The organism is Lactobacillus sp. VURO6/B1 (VP7) (genome assembly GCF_058139575.1).
In genome coordinates this window covers 114,190-136,415 of sequence record NZ_JBVOWJ010000004.1, presented here as the reverse complement: position 1 = coordinate 136,415, position 22,226 = coordinate 114,190, and the positions used below count along the sequence as shown (strand labels likewise).

Sequence of the window (22,226 nt, the reverse complement as noted above, 5' to 3'; positions counted from 1 at the left end):
TTTTCAAAAATAAATAACAAATATATCTTAAATTATTCCTTTAATTATGATATTTTTAGCTATTTAATAAAAATAACTATAAAGTGATGTATAGATTTAGTTTTTAGTTTTTATTTTATTATTACATTTTATATACAAAATATAGATTCTGCTTTTTAATTTAAAATAACAAAAAATTAAATTATTAGGTAAAATTAATAAAACCATTTATTATTTTTATGTTATGTTTAATTGAAATTATACTATATAAAAAGAAGCATCAATTATGATGCTTCTTTCAACTTATTTTAATATATTGTATTTAAGCAAAGTGTATTAAAAGTTTGCCTTCTTTATATATTTACCATTTGCTATTACATAGAATTTCTTATGACCAATTTTAATAGGATTGCCATAAGTCTTAACAGCCTTATGTTTCCGCAAAACTTTTTTACCTAAACGATGACCATACTTGCTATAAATATAAGCATTATGTTTCAGCTTTAATTTCTTGGCATCAATATTGCCACTGTCAATAAGTAAACCATCTGCTAAAACATAGTAGGTTTTACCGCCCATAGTCTTCTTACCAGCTGTTTCAATTTCTGAACCCAAGCTGATGATTAGCTTGTTAGCACGTTTACCAGTTTCATCATATAGATAAGCATTATGCATTAGTTTCTTAGTAGTAGTTACAACAGGTTGATCTGCAGTATTAATAATTGCTGTAGCGGTTTCCTCGCCTGCTGCTCCTGAAGCAGTTACTAATTTAACATTTCCTGCTTTGACGAAGCGGTTCTTTGCAATAATGAAGTATTTCTTACCGCGAATCTTTACAATTCCACCGTAAGTATTAAGCAGTTGGCCCTTCTTGTAAACGCCAGTCTTCTTAACCCGCTTACCTAGTTGGTTATAAATATAAGCATTATGAACCACTGTTTGCTTAGTGGCCTGGCCATTTGCAGCATCAACGTAGTACTTCTTATTGTTATCATGTGTGTCAACTAGTACGTAGTATTCTCGTCCTGCAATAGAAACTGTACCATAAGTAGTGAGGATTGAACCGGCAGCAAGTGTAACTTTGTTAGCACGTTTGCCAGAATTATCATATAGATAAGCATTATGCATTAAGGTTACATTAGTATTTTCGCCTAAATCGTTTGGCGCATCATTTGTGCCGTTTTCGTTATCAGTAGTTGGTTGCTCAGCTGGATTAACAGGGTTAGCAGGATTAGATGAAGTGCTACTGTTATCAGTGGAATTAGAATTGTCACCACCGCTATTAGAATTATCATTATTGCCATTGCTTCCGCTATCATTGCCACTGTTTCCGGCATTATTGCCATCGCTTCCGGCATTATTGCCACTGCTTCCGGCATTATTGCCACTGCTTCCGGTATTATTGCCATTGCTTCCGCTATCATTGCCATCGCTTCCGGCATTATTGCCATTGCTTCCGGCATTATTGCCACTGTTTCCGGTATTATTGCCATTGCTTCCGCTATCATTGCCACTGTTTCCGGTACTATTGCCGTTGCTTCCGCTATCATTGCCACTGTTTCCGGTATTATTGCCATTGCTTCCGCTATCATTGCCACTGTTTCCGGTACTATTGCCGTTGCTTCCGCTATCATTGCCACTGTTTCCGGTACTATTGCCGTTGCTTCCGCTATCATTGCCACTGTTTCCGGTATCATTGCCATTGCTTCCGGCATTATTGCCACTGTTTCCGCTACTATTGCCATTGCTTCCGCTATTATTGCCATTGCTTCCGCTATCATTGCCATTGCTTCCGGCATTATTGCCACTGCTTCCGGCATTATTGCCACTGTTTCCGGTATTATTGCCATTGCTTCCGCTATCATTGCCACTGTTTCCGCTATTATTGCCACTGTCTCCGGTATTATTGCCATTGCTTCCGGTACTATTGCCATTGTTATTGTTGTTGGCACTATCTTTAATAATTTTATCAATGACAGTTGAATCTGATGAAGCCTTATTAATTGCTTCAATACCATCGTCACGCTTGCCGTCAATATCAGTTAAAGTATTATTTTGATTAATCTTTTCCTGAGCATCAGCTAAAATACGGTCGATTTCAGTCTTAATCTTGGCTTTTTCATCATCAGTATAGTTATCACCGTTTTCATGCTTTACCCTATTATTATCAATTTTCTTCTTAGCATTAGTAGCAGCATCTGAGACAGCAGCTTTGGCAATTTCCCGTATTCCAGTTATTCTATTATTCGAAACTTCATCGTAAGAATTACCAGATATATATTTATACTTGTCATGCTCACTATTAGTTGCATAAATCCATGCAGAATCACCAAAGTATTTCTGGTTCTGGGCAACGGCTCCTTTGTATTCAGTCTCAATATCCATATTAGCAGAACTCTTAACTGTGTACAATGCTTGCTGCATTAACTGATCAATTGCCTGTCTTGTCATATCAATATCGTGGTTTATCTGATTGGCAATACTTTCATACGATGCATCGGCATGAGCATCCTGAGTAAGCACAGTATTGACACTTCCATGAATACCATCAAGTCTATTTTTGAAATGATCTCTATCTTGAGGAAGTAGACTATCTATATCATTAAGCGTATCCTTTGCTTTTTTGAACATATCATTAACTCGTTCTTTGCCCATCAGTTCATTATAAGCATTGATTCCGTTGCTATACGATTGAGTTGTAGAGTCGATATTAGTTGAATGCTTAATGGCAGCAATTGCTTCACGTATAGTTTGAATATTGCTTTGATAATCAGGATTAGCTTTTTGCTCTTCCGTTAGCCCATTATATCCGGCTTCTAATCCTGTTATTTCATTTCCAGCTCCATTTAAAGCATTTGCTTGATTATATTTGAACCAGTCAGAAGTATTTTGATAAGTATCAGTTAGCTTAGTACCGATTTGATTTTCAGCAGTCGGAATTTTGTTGATATCAGTTTGTTGTTCTATACTTGCTTTTTCAGTTGCATAGAGATTATCAACTATCTGGTTTAATGCTTTCTTTTGAGCGGCAGTTAGTTGGGATAATCCAATAATGTTGTGAGTTGTTGAATATTTTCTTTGTAAAATATCCTCTGCCTTTGCTTTGACAGCAGCAAGATCAGTATCTTTTTCAACATCAGTAAATCCAGGAACGTGACTGCCAGAATCGCTATCAGAATATCCTTGGGTTGCATTGTTGACAATTTGATCAACGTCCTTTTTGATGTCATCAGTAGAACGATCATTTCCATTCTTATCTGTTGTTGGAACTGCGTTAATCTTTGCCTTGCTTTGATCGTAAATATCTTGAATCTTCTGCTTTTGCTTTTGTAAATCAGAGTTTACTAAACCAGAATCTTCAAGCTTTTTGTCAGCTTCGGCTTTTTGCTCAAGAAGATTATTAATAGCATTTTGCTTAATTTGATATATTTTCTCTTTATCTTTGGCAGTCTGGTATAGCTGGTCAATTCCAGTTTCACCTAAATTGATTGAGTGTCCTTCGCTATCGAGCCCCTTTTCAATGTTTTGCAGTTTTTGTTTAGCATTTTCGAGATCTGTTGTTGTCGGACTACTTGGTAAAGCAAGTTTACTAATTTCATCCTTGGTCTTTTGAACTAACTGATTAAGCTGATCTTGCAAGTCAGCCTTTTGCTGATCAGTTAAATCGCTGGCAACTTGGCTAATACTGCCCTTATCTTTGACATACTTATCAATAGCCGCAATTTGCTTATTCTTTTCACTTAGTAAATTGGCTGGAATACCTGCTTGATCTATAGCGGCCTCACCAGCTTTTTCAACTTGACCTAAGTCTGCATTATCATCGGCACCATATAAGTCGCTAACAGCTTTTTGCATTGCATCACTTATTGCAGCTTCATTTTGGCTTATTTCCTTTGGATCAAGTCCTGAACTTGGCAATTTTGCCTTAGTAGCTTCAGCATATTCTTTCAGAGTATTAATTTGCTTGTTCTTTTCTTCGAATCGCTGAGTTAAGCCAGTAATTGCATCATTACCAGCTTGCGCTGCTTGATTCATTGCACTATTGGCGTCAGTCGCATTGTTTTGAGCAGCTTGAACATTTTGGGCAGCTTTATCACGTTCTGACTTAATACGCTCTCTCATCTGATCCGCCAGATTAGGATTATCCTTGGCAATCTTATCTGCAGCTTCATTTGCCTTATTAACTGCATCTTGCAATTTAGTTAACGCGTTATTGACTGACTCTGCCTTGACAATTTCATTATTAACTTTATCCAAATCAGCATTATTCTGACCTTTAACATCAGATAATTGATCCTGAGTGGTAGCAGAATTAATTCTGGTTTCACCAGACTGCCGAATTTGATCAATTTTATTCTTCAAATCATTATATTGGTCTTGACCTAATTTCTTATCAGCTAAGTCTTGATCAATTTGCTGTTGTAATTTATTAGTTGAATTATCAAAATCATTTTTAGCAGAAGTCTTAGCATTAGTGATTTTTTCATCATTTGCTGTATCAACAATTGCTTTAATCGCTTTATCACCCTCATCTTGAGCTTTTTGGACATCATCTTGATTTTGAGCTTTATCAATATTCTCTTTGGCCTTATCCCGCTCGCTCTCAATTGTAGATTTATCTTTAGCATCACCATCAATTGAAGTTTGGGCTTTATCATCTAAAGCAGATTTTGCCTTATTTTTAGCCGCCTGCAGTTTAGCATCAGCCAAAGCCTGGTAAATATTGCTTAGACCGGTATTCTTTTCTGTATCAATATTTTCAGATAGAGCGCCACTGACGTTTGCAACAGCATGATTATAAGCATCTTGTGCTTGTTGTTTAAACTTACCCAGCTGATCAGAGGTTAAATCACTTAAACCATTTATTTCTCGTAGAACACCGGTATCAGTTGAGCCTTTCCCAAGAGCTTTATCAAGTTCTTTAATTGCTTGATCTCTTTGGTTACGGATATCATCAGCATCACTCTTACTTGCATTAGTAACTACGTTACTAATTCCCTGTAAGGTATTATTTTTGATTTTCTCAACTGTAGCGCTATCATTAGCCGCGCCAATATCTTTAATGCCTAAATCAGCCACTGCAAAAACTGCATTTTGGTCTCGTGAATCATGTAGTTTAGCTCGAGCCGCGTATGCTGTATTTTTAATCAAATCGGTGGCAACAACTTTATCACTAGCTAACTTGGCAGCAGATTCAATGTTATTAATTTTATTTAATGCATCTTGATAAATTCCAGTTAGTTGTTCTTTATTTGTGGCTGCGTCAATTTTACTATTTGCATCCGTTGGGATTGACTCAAGCTGACTAATTGCATCATTAAATTGTTTCTTTACTTCATTTCTTTGGTCTTCCGACAATTTGCTATAAATGTCATTTAAGCGATTCTTGGCACTGGTAGCAGCATTGGCAATACTATTTTTTGTATCAGTTTTAGATGTATTAAAACCATTACCTGCAGCTTCTGCAGCGTCAATAGCAGATTCACCATTTTTCTCAGCTGTATTAGCATCAGAAACTGCAGCTGTAGAATCAACTACGGATTTTGCATTATCACGTGCAGAAGTAATATTATTAATAGCTGTTGTCTTGGCATCGTTAGTGATATCTGACGAATTATTGATTCGGTCAATTGCTTTTTGAGCATAATCATCAAGCTTTTGTTTATTAAGGATCTTATTAACATTTATGTCACTAATCACATTGTCAATTAATGACTTACCATTCTGGACGATAGCATTAAGTTGCTCATTAGTAGTTGTGTTTTTATTATTGATACCAGTAACACCAATATCATAAGTAGCATCTACTTTGGCACGCAAGTCAGCTTTGTTGGCACTTGTAATCTGGTCCATATTGCCAATTTGTTCTTTTACTTTATTGCGCTCATCCATTAGGGCTGCTAAAGCTTGGTCTTTTGCAGATTGCAAGTTTGCTGCAGTTTGAATGCTGGCTAAATCGTTTTTGCCTTTAGTTAATGCTGCATCTATATCATCTTTACCTGCACCTTGAATAGCAGTTTGAGCTTGATTGAAGGCATTTGTAATCTGGTTATAGTAGTCATTCTTTTCGGTTACGCCCAAATTAGGATCATTAGTAATCTGACTATTTACAGAATCGCGCGCATCTCTTAATTTTTCGATTGCAGCTTGACGCTGTTTCGTTAAAGCCTGAGCCTCGAGATCAGGCGAAAGAGAATTAATAACAGAATTAATAGCATCAATTCCCTTCTGCGCATCAGTGTTAATATCGGTTACTGTATGGTCATTATTAATAGCTTGGATTGCTTGATCATAACCGTCATCGATTTGATCTCGTTTAGCTTGTACTGTTGCCGGATCAAGCTGTTCATTCTTTTGCGCATTTGCAAGAACATCTTTAGCATTAGCTTTGGCCTGTTGCAATTTACTAATTGCTTGCGCTTTAGTAGCTGTAATTTGGGCAGCGCCTAAATCTTTAAGAATATTGTTTTGACCCTCTTGTTTGGCCGAAGTAATATCAGAAACATTTTGAGCCGAAGCAATTTTTGCCTTTGCAGCCTGGGCATCTTGATCAATTTGGTCTTCATAATACTTTTTATTTGAAGGACTAAGTTGACTATCAGCAATGCTTTCAATTTTAGCCTTTGCATCATTAACAGCTGTATCTACATCTTGAGTTGCATTTGTTCTAGCTTCTTCTACCTCCTTATTTGCCGTACCTTTGGCATCGCTAACAATATTATCTATACTGTTTTTAGCGTTAGTTACAGTTTCAGCGATTTTAGAACTATCGACCTTGTTTAAAGTATCTATACTGTCAGTAACTACCTTGCTTATTTGATCATGATATGCTTTCTTTTGTTCAGCAGTCAGATTGCTTGTCTGGTCAATTTGTTTATCAGCATTAGTTTGCTCTTGTCTAATCTGCTTGATAGAATCAGCCAAGGAATTGTTACGCTCACCTTTAGCTTTAGCTGCAACCAGTAAGTTGTTCAAGGCAGCAATACCATCATTACGCGCTGAATCAATTGCAGTTAAACTATCTGCTTGGTCAATGCGCTGGTTATAACCAAGAGGAGTTGTTAAATTGTTAAGTAACTTCTGTGCAGCCGCCACGCTATCGTCAATATCATTTGCAGACAAGCCAGGCAAGCTACGCAGTTGGCTTTCAATATCGCTTTCAGCTTTAGCAAGCTTGATCTTGGAAAGTTGTCTTAAAATTGACCGCTTGGTTGACTCCTCGGTTGTCGAAACAGCAGCAGAGTCACTGGCTTGATCAATATTAGTCAAACCATCAGCTACTGTTTTCTCAATTTCAGAGTTTGAAGGGATGCCTAGCGAATTTTCAGTAGTGGTTGCATAGCCCATAATTTCGGCTTTTGCCGCATTTTGATCAAAAATAGTTTGCGTAGCTGCTTCTCTTTGCTTGATGGCAGTGTTATCAGAAGTGCCGTAAATCGATTTTTGCTCATCATACTTAGCACTTCCTGGTTTAGCAGTTGCAACTTGGGCAGCCTGATCAATTGCATCTAATAAAGGAACTTGTTGATCTAAACTAATACCTGAATCTTGTACTCGCTTTTTGGCAGCAGCTGCTGCTGCACTAATTTTACTTGCTTCTTGGTCAGCATTTATATCCTTAATAGACTCCTTACCCTTGGAACCATCGGGATCATCACCAGTGATAATATTGTGAACTGCTTTATTATAAGAATCCCTTATTTCTGCAATCTTATCGGCATGGTTGTTAATTTCATCTTGAGCGACAGCCTGTAAGTCTTTCAATGCCTGAATTGTTTTGTTAACTTTATCAATTATATCTTGAGCTTCTTTTTGGTGCCCATCTACTGATACTTGGTCAAGGTCTCTTTCAATATCACCTTCCGGTTGAGCGATAGCCTGAGCGCGCGCCAGACGTTTAGGTAAATTAACTACTTCGTCCTTTTCTTCTTGACTCAAGTTAGGATCGCTTGAAAGCTTGTAAGCATCGACATAGACTTGATCAATTTTTTGTTTAAGATCAGTTTCAATACTCTCCTTATAGCCATAAGCTGCTTGATCAATCGCATTAATACCATTCTTCTCTGCTTCTGAAATACCTTTATCAGTTTGAAAAGCTTTCACAGTATTTATAGCTTTATCACGTGCAGCATTAATTGCATCTATCATTGTAGGAAATCTCTTTGACTGCAATGTGGCCTCATTATTTAAATTCGTAATTGCATTATTATGAGATGCTTCAATCGTTGAAGAATTTTGCGCCTGGCTTACGATATTCTTAATTGCATCAAGGGCAGCATTCTTACGGTTGTTAACTTCTGTTAAAGTGTTTGCACTTGAAGCATAGACTGAAGTTTTTTCGTTATTAATATCAATTGTCTTGGATGCAGCGGCCGCAACTTTATCTAATTGCTCATTAAAGTCTTTAACTTGAGCTTCAGATAGGTTGTTAGGTCTATGAATTTTCGCATCACTAATTGCGTCAGTAATTGCCTTAGCAGCTTGATCTTGTGCATCAGACAAAGTTAGAATATCCAAGTTTTTAATTATTGGACGACGTCCGATAGCTACACTAGACGGATCATAACTAACAAAGTTAGCATTTGGAGTTAATTCTATAGAGTAGCCTTTATCAAACCTGATAGTTTGATCGGCTGGAATAGTAAAACTAAACGAACCGTCATCATTTACAATTGCTGCAAATTGTGTTGGTAAAGGATTTAAAGAACTGTTGCTTGAATCTCTGGTGGTGTCTTTTGTTTGTGCGTATGGATTGTCGATTATATTTTTACCATTTTGATCCTTTGGAGTCCACGCAGTTTTTACCCCCATACTATCAATTAAATTAGCCATAATATATGCTTTAGTAGCAACTGGGAGAATCAAACTAAATGGGTTTTTCAAATTTTCTGGATCTGAATCCGGACCATCAACAGCAGAATTATAATTAATTACGCTGCCTGGTTCACCGGAAATTGTTTGCGAGCCATCATCATTTCTAGTGATTTTGACCTTACCAGGATCAATATCCAAAAAGCCACTTGGATTGGCCGGAATAAAACTAATGTTGTTATAGCCGAAATTATTGCTATTATTGAATGCTTTTTGAATAATATCCGAAAAGATTTGATCGTAAGTCCAGCCGTTCTTAATACCATCAGCTAACGAATTTTGGACATCAGCTGGCAATTTGTCAAGTGAAATATGAGCTTTAGCTGCCTGCGCTTTGATTGCTGCTAATTTCTCTGCAGTTAGCTTTTCTTGCCCGTTAAGTAACTCAATATTATCAACTGCAATTGTATTGTCAGTTTTCCTAACAGTTAAAACGTGAAATGGTGGCAATGTTACTTTACCAACCCCAGTTTGTGTTGAGCTCAAATCAAACTGCTGCCGCACATTTGTTAAGGTAATCGGCATTGTGCCGATAATACTCGTAGCAGGATTGGTATTGCCCTGGACATTCAAAATTAATGAGGTAGGATTATTAACAAATAACTTCCCGCCTTGCACATCTACCAAAAGTATTTGGCCATTACCGCCATCTACGTATCTACCATTTGGACCTGGAGTTCCTAGAATGATGTTAAAACCACCGTTTTCAATATTGGCCGTACCCCTAATTAGAACTAAAGTACCAGAATAGTCGCCCATATTTGAGCCATTAATGTTTAACGATCCTCGTGGTAAAATGTTAAAATTACCACCATCATAAATCAGGTTTCTGTTGCCCCAGTTATTAGCTATATCACCGTTAGTAGTAATATTGACCTTTGCATCACTATTAATATTAAAAACAGAGTTACCATCATTAATCAGGATCGCACTAGATTGATCATTGTCATTTGTACCATTATAGTGATCGCTACCAGTTGTGATATTCAGCTCACCATCAACATTGACGGCTTCATTATTACCTAACATGGCGATAGCTAAAGGTAGCCCAGTATGTTCAGCAGCATTGGAACCTAAATTATTATTAGGAATATAGATCCGCGGTGAAAGGGACACCTTAGCGTTCTTTTCAATGTTAACAACATTGTTGCTCCCAGCCATTTCTATTACGTTACCGCCAACGGTTTTACCCGTAAAAGTCCCGCTAAAATCGATTGAGTTGTTTGAACCAGTAAATTCAAATAGTTGTTGAACATCACCACTTGATATTGTAATTCCTGGATAAGGCGTGTGCGTTACTTCCCCATAGTTGGTACCAGTAAAGTAAATTTTAGTATTATTACCACAGTGAACCATTTGTGAACCATGGAAATTAACATTATTAAAGGTGATTTTTGAAAAATGACCATCTTGGTTGTAATCATCAGTCATGATGACGCCCCAGATATCGGCACTCCATAAATCAAGGTTGTCGTATGTTATATCTAAATCCTGCGTACTGCCACTATTTAATTGGAGGTGGTTACCTTTCAAGTCCACTTTAAATCTGGTATTACCATTACCTGCGGATTTGATCAGCATTTTCCTGCCATAGAAGTAGTATGCTTGTGATCCATTCTCTGGTCCGTCAGTAATATCGTTCATAACGTCAATTTCTGAAATACTATTATTTTGAAACGCACCTATAAGCTCAGTAAAGTTATGGACCTGTGCTACACTAGCATCCCTAGTATTTATTTCTGTATTTTCAGCAGCATTTGCATCATCAGCCACTGCAGCAGTTGAATCGACAGGCTTTGTTGTATCACCTTTAGCGGATGAATCAGCAGCGGTATCCTGATTATGACTAGACTGCTGATCAGAATTTTTCGTCGACTCGGGGATTGTCTTTTCTGATTCTGCTTGACCAGTTGCAAAACTATGACTAGCTTTTGAGTCACTATCTTTTAAAAACGAACTTAAGCCAGAAAAAGTGCTTAAATCGTGCTTTGTATTATCTTGAATTGATTGCTTTTGTGTAGTTGCAGTTTTTGCCTTAGTCGCAGTTTGTTCAGTATTAGTTGTTTCATTGCCATTAGTTTGGGAATCTACTTCTTCACTTGCTGGATCAACTGTATCAGCTTTAACTGTTTGATTGCTTAAGCCAAAGAATGTAAAACCAAGCAAGACAGAAGCAGCACCAATAGTCAATTTACGAATTGAGAAGTGGTCTTGCTTTGCCTGCATTTCCATTTTACGTATTCTTTCCTTATTATTATTTTTACCTAGCATAATAATCCTTCCTCAAAATTATGATTACATATTAATTGTAAGTCCTGCTATTTTTACTGTCAATTTAGTAATACTATTATGCATTTTAATAGGTAATGAAATTCAAAAAATATAATATAAAATAACTTAAATTTTAAGTATTATGCTGATTAAATAGTATAATATATATAAAAATAACAATAATTTAATCAATAGAAATGAACTTTTTATTTTAAATATAAATTAATTTTACTATTTTTATAAACATATTTATATATAATATACAAAATATAAATTGTACTATATATACATGAATATGTTTGTGATCTGATTAACATGGTCAACTAAGTAAATATAACTTTTTCGGACTTGCTTAGATATTTAGATAGTATGGAAGATATGCCTGCTAGAGTTTTTCTCGCAGAAAAAAGGAGGAGACTCAGCCCCTCTTTTTCTAAAACTATAGATAATTTGAAAATGCAAAAGAAGTGCCACAAATGTGACACTTCTTTTGTGATATTTAAGCTGTATATGCTAGAATTTTAAATTTTTAAAAATTTGCTTTCTTAACGAACCTCCCTTTACTTAGTGTGTAGTATTTTTTATGACCGATTTTGACTGGATTACCGTAGGTATTCACAGATTTACGCTTCTTGAGTACTTTCTTGCCTAGACGATGACCATACTTATTGTATATATAAGCATTATGTTTCAACTTTAATTTCTTGGCATCAATATTACCACTAGCTATATAAAGTCCATCAGGCAAGGCATAGTATTTCTGACCATTGATTGTCTTCTTACCAGTAGTTTCAACAACTGAACCTGCATTGAAGATCAGCTTATTTGCACGCCTGCCGTTTTCATCATAAAGGTAAGCATTATGCTTTAAGCTCTTAGCAACAGTGACAACAGGTTGTTCAGCAGTATTGGTAATTGTCGGTGTAACCTCTTCATTGACTGATTTTGCAGAAGTTACTATCTTAACATTTGCGGCTTTGACGAAGCGGTTCTTACCAATAGTAAAGTATCTCTTACCACGGATCTTAACGACTGCGCCATAGGTATTTAGCAGTTGACCCTTCTTGTAAACGCCTGTCTTCTTAACCCGCTTGCCAAATTGGTTGTAAATATAAGCATTGTGAGTCAATTTTTGTCTAGTAGCCAATACATTTGCTGTAGCAACAAAATACTTCTTATTCTTAGCACCTTGATCAACTAAGACGTAGTATTCTTTACCATTGATCGTCTGTGTGCCATAAACAGTAACTATTGAACCAACACCTAAAGTGATCTGGTTAGCACGCTTGCCTGTTTCATCATAAAGGTATGCATTATGCATCAATTTGACTTGTGATGAATTAGGTAATTTATCGTTTGGAATGCTATCACTATCGCTTGGATTGTTACCAGGTTGCTTATTTGGACTAGATACAGGAGCGGTAGAACCACCACCATTGCTAATGTTTTCAGTATTTGAACCGTTACCGTTATTATCTCCGCCGTGAATAACCTTATCGATTGTTGCTGGATCGGAGCTATCCTGGTGAATGATATCTATACCGTTATCACGGTTCTGGTCAATCTCGTCGCCGCTACCAGCATGATCAATCTTATCTTTAGCATTATCTTTTTGATGGTCGATCTCATCCTTAATCTTCTGCTTTTCATTATTAGTTAAATCACTACCGTCTTGGTGCTTGCCCTTATTATTGTCAACGTCCTTTTTAGCATTCTTAGCAGCATCATCAACGGCACCCTTGGCAATTTCCTTTTCGGCTTCAAGTTTATTCTTTTGAATTTCGTCATAAGAATTGCCCTCAGTGTTTTTATGTTTATCTAAAGCATTTTGGATTGAAGATGTATCAGCGCCATCACCAAATTCTTTATGAATTTTATCGATAGCTTCTTTGGCTTTATCAGCAACTTCCTGATCAGCTTTCTTCTTGCTGGTATCTATTGCCTTATTAATCTCAACTTGGATATCGTTTTTGGCAGTGTCAACTACTTTATCAATATTAGTCTTCTTACCAGCAGGATCATCACTAGGTGCATTAACTTGATCAACTGCTGTGTTACCTTCTTTAGCATGGTTATCAATATTATTAATAAGGTCTTTCTTAGTTTGGTCATCTAAGTCTTTATTATTGTTAATCTCAGTTTTGGCCTTGTCAGCAGCGTTTTTAATGTCTTCCTTAGCTTTAAGTTTATTCAAAGCTGTAATGCCTTGATTGTAGGCAGAACTGATATCCGGAATATTGTCAGCCTTATTAATATCGGCAAGACCAGCAATAATATCTTTGATATAGTCCTGATAGTCTGGATTAGCTCTCTGGTCACTAGTTAATTTGTCATATTCACTTTGTAAACCATTAGTGCCGCTTGTCGCATTCTGTTTATCTTTCACAAACCATACTGAAGGATTATGCCAAATCTGATCAATGCCAGTACCAATCTGAGCTTCATCTTTTGGTACCTTATCAACATCACTGATAGCTTCAATGTTTGCTTTTTCTCTATCATAAGCATCATCGATAGCTTGGTTAGCTAGCTGCTTTTCGGAATCAGTTAACTGCGACTGGTTAATGATATTATGAGCCTGATTCTGTTTTTCTTTCAAATGGCCTTCTGCCTTGGTCTTAGCACCAGCAAGAGCTGCTTGATCAATAACATTTGCGGTGCCAGGCATCTGTTCTCCAGTTGTAGGATCTTTATACCCGTCCCTAGCTTTATCAATTATAGTTTTAGCATCTTGCTTGACATCTTCAACGCTTCTGTCGCTACCATCCTTATTTTTATCAGGAATATTATTAATAGCAATCTTACTCTTGTCAATGATATCCTTGATCTTTTGTCTTTCAGCTTGTTGATCTGTTGCTGACAAGCCAGAGTCTTCAATCTTCTTATTAGCTTGATCCTGTATATCTTGTAACTGCTTAATAGCATCTTGCTTGGCTTGATAGATATCCGCTCTGTTCTTAGCTAGATCGTATATCTTATCTACGCCTGCTTGACCAAAGTCAAGTGCTTCATTGTTTTCTGGAACACCCTGTTCGATATTAGCCAACTTCTTCTTTGCGGCTTCAAAGTCAGATTGAGTCGCGTTATCAGGTAAAGTGACTTTGCCAATTTTGTCTTTGGTACTTTGCACTACTTGATCAAGTTGCTTTTGCAAATCAGCCTTTTGGTCATCAGTTAAATTAGTAGCAACTGAATTAATATCACCTTTACCTTTGACATAATCATCGATAGCTGCAATTTGCCTGTTCTTTTCAGCTAGCAGATCACTTGGCAATTTAGCTTGGTCGATGGCCTTTTCGCCGGCCCCTTCAATATCATTTAAATTGTCATTATCCTTAGCGCCATAAATGTTGCTGGTTGCATTTTGCAAAGCAGTATTAATAGCATCTTCACCTTGACTAATTTCATTAGCATCAAGATTATTCCCTTGCAAGCCCTTCTTTGCAGTTTCTGCATAGCCCTTTAACTTGTTGATAGCGACATTCTTAGCTTCAAAGCGGTCAGTTAAACCAGTAATTGCTTTGACACCGTCTTGTGCAGCCACATTCATAGCATTATTAGGGTCTTGTGCATCATTTTTAGCATTTTGAATGATTTGAGCAGCTTTATCACGTTCAGATTTGATCTGTTCTCTCATTTGCTCAGCCAGATCTTTATTGTCCTTAGCGATCTCGTCTGCAGCAGCAGAAGCCTTATTGACGGCATCTTGCAACTGAGTTAAAGCATTGGTCAATGATTCTTCTTTACCAATATCAGTACTGATATTATTTAGATCATTGTTGTTCTGGCTCTGAGCATTAGTCAAACCATTTTTATCCTTGGCCGAGTTTATCCTGGTCTCACCATCTTTACGAGCCTGATCAATTTTGGCATTTAGCTCGTCATATTGGTCTTGACCCAGCTTTTTATCAGCTAGGTCTTGATCAATCTTTTGTTGGAGTTTGTCTGCAGCATTCTTCAGATCATTCTTAGCTGCGACTTTATCATTGGCAAGTTGAGTATCCTTTCCAGTTTCCTCGATACCGTTAATGGCATTTTGGCCTTCATCTTTGGCTTTATTAACTTCATCGGTATTTTTAGCTTTATCAATCTTGTCCTTGGCTTTATCACGTTCGTTATTGATTGAATCTTGGTCCTTAGCATCATTTTTACCAGCTTCAGATGCAAGTTTATCCAAGTCTGATTTAGCCTTATTCTTAGTGGCTTGCAATTTGGCATCTGTCAATGCCTGATTAATGTTGACTATACCAGCATTCTTTTCACTTTCAATTTGATCTTTAGAAGCTCCGCTGACCTTGGCAACAGCACGATCATATGCGTCTACAGCTTGTTTTGTGAAAGCAGTCTTTTGATCATCAGTTAAGTCATTCAGTCTATTAATTTGATCACGAACACCAGCAAGATCGTTCTTCCCATCTAAAGTATCCTTTAGCTCTTGCAGTGCTTCATTCCGTTGATTCCTAATCTGCTCAGCTTGCTGAGAGGCAGCAATATCAAGAATGTTTTGTATGCTTTGAATAGTGTTGTCTTTGATCTTATTAACAGTTGCAATATCACTGGCAGCATTAATGTCATTTTGACCAAGATTCGTAACAGCTTTGACTGCGTCCTGATCTTTCTTATTTGTTAGTTGGGTATTTGCTTTAGTACTTGCTTCATTAATTGCAGTTATTGCGGCAGCTTTGGCAGCAGCTAAGTCTGCACCTGTTTCTGCCTTATTAATAGCAGCTATTGCATCTTTACTATAGCCATCTACTTGATCTTTATTAGTAGCCTTCTTAATGTTTGCAATTGCAGTACTGGAAGCCTGCTGAATAGCGTTGTTGGCCTGATCAAATACGTCCTTAACTTTTGCCTTATCATCATCGTTAAGTCCATTATAAATTCCTTGCAAACGAGAAGTGGCATTAGTTGCAGCAGTAGAGATTTGATCAATTGCGCTGTTCTTATATCCTTCAAGGCCATTGCCTTTGGCAGCAGCTGCGTCAATTGCCAGTTCACCATTTTGTTCTGCAAGATTAGAAGCTGGAATATCTTTTTGACTATCGACATTACCCTTAGCCTCATCACGAGCAGCTTTAATTCCAGCAATAGTGGAATCCTTCACAGCTTGAGTAATATCGGTTGAGTTGCTAATGCGATCAATTGCTTTTTGAGCATAATCATCAAGTTTTTGCTTGTTAATAACTTTATTAATGTTTAAATCACTGATGACATCATCAATAGCTGCTTTGCCTTGTTGAGCTGCTTGGGTAACTTGTTGAATAGAAGATGTACTTGCAGAGTTAATATTCTTGACTGCTTGATTGTATTGTTCGTCAACTTTAGCACGTAAATCATTCTTATTGGCACTTGTAACTTGATCCATATTGCCAATTTGCTCTCTAATTTTGCTTCTTTCAGCAAGCAAGTCATTTAGAGCCTGATCCTTAGCAGATTGCAAGTTTGCAGCTTCCTGAATCTCAGTCAGTTTCCTCGTACCATTGGTAAGAGCAGTATCAATATCGTCTTTACCAGCTGCTTGAATAGCCGATTGAGCATTATTAAAGGCATTTGAGATTTGGTTATAGTAATCGTTCTTTTCGGTAACGCTTAAATTAGGATCAGTAGTTATTTGGGTATTCGCATTGTCGCGAGCTTCTTTTAGTTTATTAATAGCATCTTGACGCTGTTTTGCTAAAGCTTGTGTGGCCTCGTTGTCCGAGATACTGTCAACTATACTTTGGATACTCTTTTTGCCTTTATCTGCATCATCATTAATATCTGAAACATTAAAATCACCCGTTACAGCCTGAACAGCTTGATCATAAGCGTTGTCAATCTGGTCTAATTTATCTACCCAGTCTTTGTCGTTAAGTGAACCTTTATCATGAGCGGTAGAAATGGTCTCTCTGGCATCATTTTTAGCAGTTTGTAAATCAGATATTGCTTTGGCACGTGCTGCAGAAACCAGAGCATCGTTCAAGTCCCTGGTAATATTGTTTTCACCGTCCTGAACAACAGATTTGATACTGTCTTCATCTTGAGCGGCAGCAATCTTATCTTTAGCTGATTGTGCATCCTGATCAATCAAATCTTCATAGTGTTTTTTGTTTGATTGACTGAGTTGACTGTCAGGTATGCTTTCAATCTTAGCTTTAGCAGCCTTTGCTGCATCATCAACTGCTTGTGAAGCTTTTGTCCGTGCATCTTTGATTACACTGTTACCCTTATTCTGGGCATCAGCGACTATACTGTCTATCTTTCCTTTGGCTGTTGTAACAGCATCATCAACCTTTGAAGGGTCAATGCTGTTTAAACCGTTAATACTGTCATCTGCAACTTTTTTAATTTGTTTGTGATATGAATCCTTTTCGGCGTCACTGAGGTTTGTTATACCATCAATAGCTGAATCAGCATCTTGTTGTTTCTGCCTAATCTGTGCGGCAGCATCAGTTAGTTGATTATTACGTTTACCTAACTCTTGCTGCTTAGTCAACAGATTGTTAAGAGCTGTAATACCGTCATTTCTGGCTCCGTCAATTGCTGTAAGCGAATCAGCTTGATCGACCCTCTGGGTATATCCCAGTGGATTAGTATTATTACTTAAAATCTTCTGAGCCAGTTTCTTAGCATCATCAATATTCTGAGCAGTTAAACCAGGAATATTGCTGATTTGATTTTCAACATCGGCTTCAACATCGGCTAACTTCTGTTTGGAGATTGCTTTAAGCACATTCTTTTTAGCAGTATCCTCTGCTGCTGCAACTGCATTAGAATCAGCAGAATTATCAATACTTGCCAAACCGTCACTAATTGCTTTGGCGATAGTGGTGGTTGAATTAACCGACAGACTATCCTCGTTAGTAACAGCATATCCTGAAACTTCTGACTTAGCAGCAGCTTTAGCAAAAGCAGTTTGCGTTGCTGCTACTCTTTGATCGATAGCTGTAACATCAGACGTACCATAAATCGATTTATTAGCATCATAATTTGAATCACCCGGTTTGGCAGTAGCTACTTTAGCAGCATTATCAATTGCATTTAAGTAAGCTACTTGATCTGCAGGAGCAAGACCAGAATTTTGGACTCTCTTCTTAGCTGCTGCAGCTGCCTTGTTGATATTGTCTGCTTCCTGATTTGCATAAACTTGTTTGATTGCTTCTAGACCATTTGAACCGTCAGGATCGTCACCATTGATGACTTTATGTACGGCATCATTTAAAGAATCCTGAATATCAGTTGTTTTGTCACTATGCTTGGCAATTTCATCTTTGGCTGCTGCCTGTAATTTCTTAATTGCAGCGATAGTATTCTTAAGAGCGTCAATGGTATCTTGAGCTTCTTTTTGGTGATTTTTGACTGAAGCTTCATTAGTATCTTTATCGATGTCACCTTGAGTAGCGACGATTGCATCCGGACGTTTCAACCTGTCAATCAAGCCATTGACTTCATCTTTTTCTGTTTTATTCAGGTTAGCATCTTTAGCAAGGTCAGCTATATCAGATTTTACTTGACCGATTTGCTGGTTAAGACCTGTTTTCACAGTGTTCTTATAGTCAAGACCAATCTTGTCAATTGCCTTTATTCCGTCATCCTTAGCTTTAGCAACATCAGTGCTATTTTGTGCTGCCTTAACTTGGCTAATTGCACTATCCCTAGCGCCATTGATTGTCTGCGATTGTGAAGGATAATATCCAGCTTGTTTACTTGCTTCAGCGTTCAGGGCATTAATGGCACTAGTCCTATCAGTTTCAACTTGAGCCGAATTTTGTGCTGCTGTAATAGCATCATTAATAATCTTTAAAGCATCATTTTTGCGTTGATTTACTTTAGTAATTGAGTCTGCACTAGGGTCATAGACTGAAGTTGACTTGTTAGCACTATTAATGGTCTTGGAAGCAGCAGCAGCAGCCTGAGTCATCGCATCATTAAATGCCTTATTCTGATCGGCGGTCAGATTATTTGGCTTATTCGTTTTAGCATTATTAATTGCATCAGTAATTTCCTTAGCTGCTTGATCACGGACTTCACTCAAGGTCAAGATATCCAAATTCTGTCTGACAGGTTTTGAAGTATCAGTTGGATCATAGCCAATGAAGTTAGCACTCGGAGACAACTCAATACCATAATTTTTATTAAATTTGACAGTTTGATCTGCTGGAATGGTAAAGGTAAATGAACCATCATTGTTGACCTCAGCAGCGTACTGGGTTGGCAAAGGATTTAGTGAACTATTCTTAGGGTCTCTATACGTATCATCAGTTGCAGCATAAGGATTGGGAACTCCATGATTCTTATCATCCTTATCTGGCCACGGAATTTTTTTGCCCTTATCGTCAATAATATTGGCGGCAATATAAGCTTTAGTAGCTACCGGCATAACCAAACTAAACGGATTCTTAATGTTTTTTGGATCGCCTTTAAGGTCATCTGGACCATCTGTATCAGGGTTATACCCAATTACGCTTCCTGCAGCACCTGTAATAGTATTTGATCCATCGTCATTTCTCTTGACAGTCACCTTGCTAGTGTCAATATCCAGAAAACCACTTGGGTTGGCAGGAATAAAGGCAATGTTGTTATAACCAAAGTTCTTACTATTATTGAACGCTCTTTGAATAATATCAATAAAGAGATCGTCAAAAGTTTTATTGCCCTTAGCAGTTTCAGTTAAAGAATCTTTCACATCGGTTGGTAATTTATCATAATCAATACCAGCAGCTGTTATCTTGGCTTTTAATTCATTTAGTTTATCAACATTTAGCTGCGTTTTCCCATTCAGCAACTCAAGTTTGTCTACAAGAATGGTGCCTCCCCGTTTTTTTCTAACATTTAAAACGTGGAATGGAGGCAAAGTGACCTTGTCAATTCCAAGTCCTAAACCAGTTAGATTAAATTGCTGCCGGACGTTAGTTATAGTAATGTTATTTGTACCAATAATACTGGTGTCAGGATTTTTGTTAGCCTGCGCATTCAAAATTAATGAAGTAGGGTTATTGACAATTAAGGTACCACCTTGAACGTCTACTAATGTAATAGCTCCTTTTCCGGCACCTGACCCAGAACCTACTGTCGTGGAATCGTCAAGACTGATGTTAAAAGCACCGTTTTCAATATCTGCTTTACCCTGAACTAAAACTAATGTTCCGCTATAGTCACCCATATCAGAACCGACAATATTTAAGGTTCCCTTCGGTTTAATTGTGAAATTACCAGCATCATAAACAAGGTTACCAGTCTTCGCGTCACTAATGTTACCGTTAGTAGTGACATTTACTACACCGTTAGTTCCAATATTAAAACTAGAGTTATCATCCTCTAAATATATAGCCCTACATTTGTTGCTATTGCGACTACCTTGATATGGATGTGAAGTAGAGTTATCGCCCATAAAAATATTTATCGTACCCGAAACATCTACTTTGCCCTTACCTTTAATGTAAATGACGGAGAATGGATACCAATGTTCACCATATGTTCGAGAAGCGTCATAATTTACAAGGGGCGTGAGATTAACAACGGCACCTTGATCAACTTTAACAGAAACATTATCACCTGTCATTTCGATCATACTGCCACCATATGTTGAGCCATTAAATACACCATCTACAAATTCAACGCTGCAATTTTTGCCATTGAACTCAAATAATTGTTGATCGTTACTCTCAGTTGGTCCACCATTATAAGGTGTTTTAATCGTATTTATATTATTTTTACCATAAAAGTAGATGTGAGTATTTGCTTGAGCATATATTAACTGTGAACCGTAATAATCAACATTTTTAAAACTAATATTGACATTAACATTTTTGGAACCGCCTGTTCCAGAAAGTCCATAAGTGGAAAGAACGCCCCAATAGTCTGCACTCCATAACTCTAAATTTTCATAAGTTATATCTGTTGAATTTCTCTTATCACAATCAGGGTGATTTTGCTTAAAATCAATTTTATATTTTGTAGTTCCTGCGGATTTGATTAATAATTTCCTTCCCGGAACTGTAGCTAAAGTAGTATGCAAGCCATTACTGTCGGCAGCAATGTCATTCATGATATCGATTTCGCTGACGCTTGCATCACTATAAGCATTTTTTAGCTGAGTCCAATTTGTTACTTGTCTAACAGCACCAGTAGTGGCATCCCTCTTGGCATCTTTATCGACTAATGCGGGAGTCTGAGAATCAGTTTTTTCTGTACTATTTGTTTTTGAATTATCCTGATCTGTTGCACCATCAGCTTTAGCTGGATCCTTTGTAGCACTTTGATCCTGATCTGTTGCACCATCTGCTTTAGCTGGATCCTTTGTAGCACTTTTATCCTGATCAGGAGTCTTTGCACTGTTATCAGCGACAGTTTCCTTGTCTTTTTGATCATCAGTCTTGGAATCAGTAGTTTTAGCTGTAGAATCCTTTGTAGTAGACGTTGTATTCTCAGTATCCGTACTCTTTAAAAAAGAACTCAGACCGGAAAATGTACTTAAATTAGTATCTTGCTTCTTCGGACTTGCTTGCTTATTTGCGTTTGCAGTATCTGCTTTGTCTGCAGTCTGATCAGATTCAGTTTGGGACTTATTCGTTTCAGAACTAATTTCTTCCTTTGCAGGATCAATAGTGTCAGCCTTGGCAGTCTGGCTATTCAGGCCAAAGAATGTAAAACCAAGCAAAACAGAAGCAGCACCAATTGTCAATTTTCTAATTGAGAAGTGGTCCTGCTTTGCCTGCATTTCCATTTTACGAATTCTTTCCTTATTGTTGTTTTTACCTAACATAAATTAATCCTTTCTCAAAAATCATATTTACAGCAATATTCTAGTTCCAGGCATTTTTATTGTCAATATAGTATTGGACATTTACTTGTTGCAAATAACTTATATTTAAAAAATAAACTATTTAATTTATAAAATAACGTTTTTTATTAAAAAATACATTCACATCATAATTAATTGGGATATAAAATAACATTAATAAGTTTAAAAAAAACAATAATCTTTTAAATATTTATGTATATAAGAAATATTTCCAATAATTAATCTTTTCATATATTTTTATATACTATACAGTAGTTAAAACACTATTTACTATATATGAATATTTTTATAAACCTTATACTAACTTGATTTGTGGGAT

At 37.0% G+C, this 22,226-nt stretch carries 2 protein-coding genes; both read right to left on the bottom strand.

Going from position 1 to position 22,226, the window contains the following annotated elements; all coding sequences use genetic code 11:
• Positions 1-315: 315 nt before the first annotated feature.
• Entirely contained in the window at positions 316-11,121 is a 10,806-nt protein-coding gene (locus ACZ2M0_RS03475; RefSeq protein ID WP_490058531.1) for an SLAP domain-containing protein, read from the bottom strand.
• 529 nt (positions 11,122-11,650) lie between these two features.
• Positions 11,651-21,868: an SLAP domain-containing protein gene (locus ACZ2M0_RS03470; RefSeq protein WP_490058530.1), complete on the bottom strand. Its 10,218-nt coding sequence runs from the start codon at positions 21,866-21,868 to the stop codon at positions 11,651-11,653.
• Positions 21,869-22,226: the final 358 nt, after the last annotated feature.